This is a genomic window from Streptomyces sp. PU-14G (assembly GCF_041028275.1).
In the GTDB taxonomy this organism is placed as follows: domain Bacteria; phylum Actinomycetota; class Actinomycetes; order Streptomycetales; family Streptomycetaceae; genus Streptomyces.
Genome location: NZ_JASKYT010000362.1, coordinates 1 through 6,465 on the forward strand (window position 1 = coordinate 1; position 6,465 = coordinate 6,465).

At 71.6% G+C, this 6,465-nt stretch carries 5 protein-coding genes and 1 pseudogene; 4 read left to right on the forward strand and 2 right to left on the reverse strand.

Annotation, left to right across the window (positions count from 1 at the left end; translation table 11 throughout):
• Nucleotides 1-344, forward strand: a pseudogene (locus AB8Z75_RS28795) (hypothetical protein); the annotation flags it as partial.
• Between the two features lie 74 nt (nucleotides 345-418).
• Here the strand turns inward: AB8Z75_RS28795 and AB8Z75_RS28800 are convergent.
• Complete coding sequence (locus tag AB8Z75_RS28800) at nucleotides 419-646, reverse strand: hypothetical protein (RefSeq protein WP_369207044.1); 228 nt, start codon at nucleotides 644-646, stop codon at nucleotides 419-421.
• A 263-nt stretch (nucleotides 647-909) separates the two neighbouring features.
• Between AB8Z75_RS28800 and AB8Z75_RS28805 the strand changes: the two genes are divergently transcribed.
• The 3 genes from AB8Z75_RS28805 to AB8Z75_RS28815 all read left to right on the forward strand — a co-directional run bounded on the left by AB8Z75_RS28805 (nucleotide 910) and on the right by AB8Z75_RS28815 (nucleotide 5,205).
• Nucleotides 910-1,386 (forward strand): MarR family winged helix-turn-helix transcriptional regulator, encoded by a 477-nt coding sequence (locus AB8Z75_RS28805; protein ID WP_369207046.1) that lies wholly within the window; start codon nucleotides 910-912, stop codon nucleotides 1,384-1,386.
• 187 nt (nucleotides 1,387-1,573) lie between these two features.
• Complete coding sequence (locus AB8Z75_RS28810; RefSeq protein WP_369207048.1) at nucleotides 1,574-4,087, forward strand: MFS transporter; 2,514 nt, start codon at nucleotides 1,574-1,576, stop codon at nucleotides 4,085-4,087.
• A 203-nt stretch (nucleotides 4,088-4,290) separates the two neighbouring features.
• A complete protein-coding gene (locus AB8Z75_RS28815; protein WP_369207050.1) occupies nucleotides 4,291-5,205 on the forward strand; it encodes a YceI family protein in 915 nt (304 codons plus the stop codon).
• Between the two features lie 97 nt (nucleotides 5,206-5,302).
• Here AB8Z75_RS28815 and AB8Z75_RS28820 read toward each other — a convergent pair whose 3' ends face one another.
• Nucleotides 5,303-6,109: a TetR/AcrR family transcriptional regulator gene (locus AB8Z75_RS28820; RefSeq protein WP_369207052.1), complete on the reverse strand. Its 807-nt coding sequence runs from the start codon at nucleotides 6,107-6,109 to the stop codon at nucleotides 5,303-5,305.
• Nucleotides 6,110-6,465: the final 356 nt, after the last annotated feature.

Below are 6,465 nucleotides of genomic sequence, written 5' to 3' on the forward strand. Positions count from 1 at the left end.
GGTCGGGCGAGCCGGGCGCGGAAGACGGTCCCGCCATCCTGACCGCGAGCGAGCCACAGCGGGCGAAGGCGGACAAGCGGTGGTGCGAGAAGGTGACCGTACGCCTCGCCAACACCGGTGGCCGCCCCGTCACGGGCGGCAGGATCACTTTCTCGACCCACATCATCGGCGCCCTCGGCGTCGACTGGGCCACGCGTGAGAGCACGCGCGCGCTCCCCGTGCCGATCGGCGCCGGGGAGAAGAAGGAGAAGGCCTGGAAGGTGTGCGTGGACTCCTGGCGGGTGCCGCTGGGCATGCACGTCGAGACCCGCGAGGTGAAGCTCTCAGGCTGGAAGGGGGAGTGAGCCGGGCGGCCCGATGACGTCGCGCACACCGGGTGAGGTGGTGTGACGCCGCGTGCACGCCGCCCGGGGAGCCGTCAGGAGAAGGCCAGCCAGGCGATGGCGCCGAGGACGACGACGGCTGCCACGACGCCGACGATCACGCCGACGCGCGGCCCCGCGGGGGCCGGTGCCGGAGCGGGCCGCCTACCCTGCTGGGGGCCGCCCTCGTCGACGAAGGCGCGGAACATCTGGGTGCTGCCTGCCGGGTCGGGGTGGTGTCCCTGTGCGTCCGGACCCTGGGGCGCGTGCGGGTTGTGAGCCATGTCCCAGGACCCTAGCGAACCGGCGCTCGGATGGCACAGCGCGGGCCGGGCCGCCGGTGTGCGGTCCCTCACATTACGGGCCTGGGCCCCTGCCGCCGTGCCGTCCCGCGCCCACCTGCGGTTTTCCGTGGCTCGCGGTCCGCGCTTGAAGGGCGGCACACCCGGACTTGGTCGAGTGTTTGCCTGGCTTGCCCGGAATCAACTTGCCTACAGCAACCAACCACTCGTATGGTTGCCTTAAGCAACAAGTTCATGGGGTGCAGATGGCCGAACGCAGTCAGTACGAGGAGCTGGCCCGGCAGATCAGCGCCATAGGCGCCGTCAAACGAGAGATGGCGCGTGGTCTCCCCCCGGAGTGTCCGCCCGCGTCGGCGGCCGTACTGATGCTCCTGAACAAACACGGGGAGCTGCGCACCAGCCAACTGGCCGAGCTGATGGCGATCGACATGTCGGTGACCAGCCGGCACGTCGCCCACGTCGCCGACCGCGGCTGGATCGAACGCCACCCTGACCCGCAGGACGGCCGCTCCCGGCTGCTGCGGATCAGTGACCGAGGTGAGCGGTTCCTGACGGACCTCTCGGCGCACACGATCGAGTCGCTGGCCGCTCACCTGCACGACTGGAGCGACGAGGACGTCGCCCAGCTCAACGACCTGCTCAACCGGCTCCGAGCGAGCTTCGGGGACTGCCGCGCCCGCGGCGGGCAACCCCACGAGACGAAAACCACCGCAACACACTGAGTGAGAAGGACGCCGAATGGCAACAACCCGACCCCAGCCACCGGTTGGGGGGCCCCGCGACGCCGTGCAAGGGGCCGGCGGCGGGGCCCGACACGCGGCTCACGGACACGCAGTCGGCGGCCAGGCCCAGGCCCCGGCTCCGGGCGCGGGCACCACCGCCGCACCGGCATCCGACGGCACACCGAAGATGACACACCGGCAGATCATGGAGGCGCTCTCCGGGCTGCTGCTCGGCATGTTCGTCGCCATCCTGTCGTCGACGATCGTCTCCACGGCGCTTCCGAAGATCATCGCCGACCTGAACGGCAGCCAGAGCTCCTACACCTGGGTGGTGACGGCATCGCTGCTGGCGATGACCGCCTCGACCCCGCTGTGGGGCAAGCTGGCCGACCTCACCAGCAAGAAGCTGCTGGTGCAGATCGCGCTGATCGTCTTCGTGCTGGCATCGGCGGGTGCGGGGCTCTCGCAGAACCCCGGCATGCTGATCACCTTCCGGGTGGTCCAGGGCATAGGCATGGGCGGTCTGTCCGCCCTGGCCCAGATCATCATGGCCGCCATGATCTCCCCGCGTGAGCGCGGGCGGTACAGCGGCTACCTCGGCGCCACGTTCGCCGTCGCCACCGTCGGCGGTCCGCTGCTCGGCGGCGTGATCACCGACACGAGCTGGCTCGGCTGGCGCTGGTGCTTCTACGTCGGCGTCCCGTTCGCGATCATCGCGCTGATCGTGCTGCAGAAGACGCTGAAGCTGCCCGTCGTCAAGCGGGAGGGCGTCAAGGTCGACTGGCTCGGCGCGTTCCTCGTCGCCGCCGCGGCCTGCACCCTGCTGCTGTGGGTCACCTTCGCGGGTGACAAGTACGACTGGGTCTCCTGGCAGACCTACGCCATGGTCGGCGGAGCCATCGTGCTGGCACTGCTGTTCGTGCTCGTCGAGTCGAAGGCCAAGGAGCCGATCATCCCGCTGCGGCTGTTCCGCAACGGCACGATCTCCCTGGCCGCCGTCGCCTCGCTGTTCGTCGGTATCGCGATGTTCGGCGCGACGGTCTTCCTCAGCCAGTACTTCCAGCTGGCGCGCGGCGAGTCGCCGACGATGGCCGGTGTCATGACGATCCCGATGATCGCGGGCCTCTTCGTCTCCACCACCATCTCGGGCCAGATCATCACCCGTACCGGCAAGTGGAAGCGGTTCCTGATCACCGGCGGTGTGCTGATGACGGCGGGCATGGGCCTGCTGGGCACCATGCGCTACGACACCGAGTACTGGCACCTGGCGATCTTCATGGCGCTGCTCGGACTCGGCGTCGGCATGATGATGCAGAACCTGGTGCTCGCCACCCAGAACCAGGTCAAGGCCAACGACCTGGGCGCGGCCAGCTCCACGGTGAACTTCTTCCGTTCCCTGGGCGGTGCGGTCGGTGTCTCGGCGCTCGGCGCCGTGCTCTCCACCCGGATCACCCACTACATGGAGGACGGCTTCGCCAAGCTGGGCATCAAGCCCGGCTCCACCGGCGGCACCGGCGGGGGCGGCAGCGCGCTGCCCGAGGTCGACAAGCTGCCTGGGCCTGTGCGCACCGTCGTGGAGAGCGCGTACGGCCACGGCATCGGCGACATCTACCTGTACGCCGCGCCGGTCGCGCTGCTGGCGCTGCTGAGCGTGCTGTTCATCCGCGAGGTCCCGCTGCGTACCACCTCGGCCAACGAGGCGGACGAGGACGACGCACAGCAGCCCGCCATGGCGACGGCGTCCGCGGGGGTCTCCGCACAGCCGGCCGACACACCGGCCGTCGAGCGCACGGCACCGCAGCCGATGGTCGACCGGCAGGCCGCACCGGCCGCCGCCGCCCAGGCGCAGTCCGCACAACCGGGGGGCGACACTCAGCAGTTCAGGGAGTACGCATCCATGGCCACAGCCCAGTCCCCGGCTCCGGTACCCACCAGTGGTTACGGGGTCTACGGCACCGTACGCAACGCCGACGGCATCGGCGTCGCCCGCGCGGCGGTCACGCTGATCTCGCTCAGCGGACGGCAGCTCGGTCGCTCCGTCGCCCACGCCGACGGCTCCTACGGGCTGGACGCGCCAGGGCCCGGTTCGTACGTCCTGATCGCTGCCGCCGACGGTCACCAGCCGCAGGCGTCCACGATCGTGATCGGCGAGGGTCCTCTCAGCCACGACCTGCTGCTCTCGGGCACCAGCGGCCTGGCAGGCCAGGTGCGCGGGCTGGCGGACGGCGCGCCGGTGAGCGGCGCGATGGTCGTCGTCACCGACGTGCGCGGCGAGGTGCTGGCCACCGGCGTGACCGGCGACTCCGGCGACTACCGCTTCGACGAGCTGGTCACCGGCACCTTCACGCTCGCCGTGAACGCCGGCGGCTACCGGCCCACCGCGGTCCCGGTCGAGGTCCAGGGCCAGGGCGTGACCCGGCTCGACATCGACCTGGCGTCCGGGGCCCGGGTGACCGGCACCGTGCGCGCGGGTGCGCACCGCACCCCGCTGCAGGACGCGCGGGTCACGCTGGTGGACGCCGCCGGCAACGTCATCGCCACGTCCACCACCGGTGAGGACGGCGCCTACGCCTTCACCGACCTGGACGCCGGCGACTACTCGGTCATCGCCAGCGGGTACCCGCCCCAGGCGAACGCGCTGCGCGTGGCCGGGCCCGGAGTGGACGCGTACGACATCGAACTGCACCACCCGGACGAGTGACCCCCCGGTCCGGACGGCGCGCGTCATCGAGCGGAGCGCGCGCCGTCGGGACCGGGCTGGGGAAGGGCCCCGGCCGCCCGGAGCACCGCACTGCGAAACGTACTGCGAACCGCACTGCGCGACGCACTGCGCGAGCGCGGGCAAGGGACGGCCCGCCGCCGAGGCGCCGGGGCCCGTCGTATGCGAGAAGGAGCAAGGAAGACATGACAGTCGGGGCAAGCGGAGCAGACGGCGCTCAAGGCGCCGACCTCCCTGGAACAGGCGTTCCGGGGACAGGAGTCCCGGGGGCGGGCGCCGGCGGGGGCGGCGTCCGAGCACGAGTGCGGACCCGGGACGGCTGGGCGGTGCAGCACGCCGTGCTGACCGTCACCGACATGACCGGCAACCAGGTCCTGCGTGCCGAGGCCGACGACGAAGGCCTCGTGCGCAGCGCGGAGCCGCTGCCCGCGGGCCCGTACACGGTGATCGCCACGGCCGTCGGTTACGCACCGGCCGCCTCCACGGCGATGGTCACCGCCTCCGGGCGCGCGGACCTGGGCACCCTGGTACTCGCCCGGCAGGGCGGCGTCGAACTGCCGCCGCCCGGCGCCTGGACGATCGACCCGATGCACTCCACGGTCGCCGCCAGCGCCCAGCACCTGGGCATGACCAGCGTGCACGGCAGGTTCACCGAGTTCGGCGGCCGCATCGAGATCGCCCAGGATTCGGAGAAGTCGTCGGTGGAAGCCGTCATCAAGGCGGAGTCCATCAACACCGGCAACGACATGCGCGACCAGCACCTGCGCTCCGGGGACTTCCTCAACATCGAGACGTACCCGGACATCACCTACCGGAGCACGGGCGTCGACGTGGCAGGACCCGACCGGTGGACGGTGCACGGACAGCTCGGCATGCACGGAGTCGTCCGCGACGTGGACCTGGACCTGACCTACCTGGGCACCGGCCCCGACCCGTGGGGCGGCGTGCGGGCCTCGTTCCGCGCCACCGCCGAACTGCGGCGCTCGGACTTCGCGATGAACTACAACCAGGTCCTCCAGGCCGGCATCGCGGCCGTCGGCACCACCCTCAGGGTCGACCTGGACATCCAGGCCGTACAGGGAGAATCACTGCCGTTCTGACGGCAGCCGGCCGGCACCGGGGATCTCACGGTCCCCGCCGGTCCTCACCGGTTCCCGGCCCTCACCGGCCCCCCGGCCTCGGGGACCTCGCGGTCCCTCACCGGTCCTCGGGGGCCGGTGGCTGCGGCGGAATCACGGGCGCGGCCCGGCCCTGCGGGGCCGGGCCGCGCCCTCCGCGCGTTCCGGCCTCGATACCGGCGATCACACAGTCGAGCGCGACCCCGAAGTCCCGCTCCGCCACCGGACGCACGGCCTCCGAACCGGCCGCGTACTCAGGACGCGCCCCCAGGGCCGTACGCAGCGCGTCAAAACAGTCCTGCGAACTGACCCCCGCCTCGCTGCACCGGCGGTTCCAGCTCTCCTCGACGGCCGCGTGCCCGTAGACGAACGAGAAGAGAGCCGCCAGCGCGCCATCCGCCTGCTGCTCGGGAAGCCCGGAACGCAGCAGCACCCGCCGCACCCCCAGCTGGAACCCCATCGCACTCGGCCCGACGTTCAAGAAGCTGCCCAGCGTGCCCGACGCCCACGGATGACGACGCAGCAGCCCGCGCAGCGCGAACGCCGCCTGCCGCAACTGCTCACGCCAGTCGGCGCCTTCGGCCTCCGCGTCCGGCACCTCCAGCTCCCCCTCGACCGCGTCCAGCGCCAGTTCGAGCAGATCGTCCTTGCGATCCACGTACCAGTACACGGACATGGCCGTCACGCCCAGATCCGCGGCCAGCCGGCGCATCGAGAACCTCGCCAGCCCCTCGGTGTCCAGCAGCCGCACCGCCGCCGCCGTGATCTTCTCCCGGTCCAGCCCCTCCGTCTGCGACGCACCGGTCGCTTTGCGGCGCGCCCCCGGCCGCTCCTCCAGCCACACGCTGGTCCTGCGCATCCGGCTCGTGCGGCTGCCGTCGCTCATGGCACGCGCTCCTTCTTGGGCCGGCCCGGCTCAAGAGCCGGTCTCAGAGGCGGAACGGGACGGCAACAGCCCGGGCGAACCCGGACCGTTACCCCCTCGATGCTAATCCGTATCCGCCCCCTCATCCGGCTTCGGCGACCCGAATACCGCTATTCCGGATCCGGGTGGGGCCGGATCCGGGCAGGGGCCGGGCCGCGGCCGGGCAGGGGCCCGGGCGAACCCGGACCGTTACCCCCTCGATGCTAATCCGTATCCGCCCCCTCATCCGGCTTCGGCGACCCGAATACCGCTATTCCGGATCCGGGTGGGGCCGGATCCGGGCAGGGGCCGGGCCCGGAGCCGAGCCGCGGTTGGGG

Bases quoted from the DNA above. Each gene is read 5' to 3' on its own strand.
- AB8Z75_RS28815 (WP_369207050.1), top strand. From the start codon at position 4,291: ATGACAGTCGGGGCAAGCGGAGCAGACGGCGCTCAAGGCGCCGACCTC.
- AB8Z75_RS28820 (WP_369207052.1), bottom strand. From the start codon at position 6,109: ATGAGCGACGGCAGCCGCACGAGCCGGATGCGCAGGACCAGCGTGTGG.
- AB8Z75_RS28800 (WP_369207044.1), bottom strand. From the start codon at position 646: ATGGCTCACAACCCGCACGCGCCCCAGGGTCCGGACGCACAGGGACAC.
- AB8Z75_RS28810 (WP_369207048.1), top strand. From the start codon at position 1,574: ATGACACACCGGCAGATCATGGAGGCGCTCTCCGGGCTGCTGCTCGGC.
- AB8Z75_RS28805 (WP_369207046.1), top strand. From the start codon at position 910: ATGGCCGAACGCAGTCAGTACGAGGAGCTGGCCCGGCAGATCAGCGCC.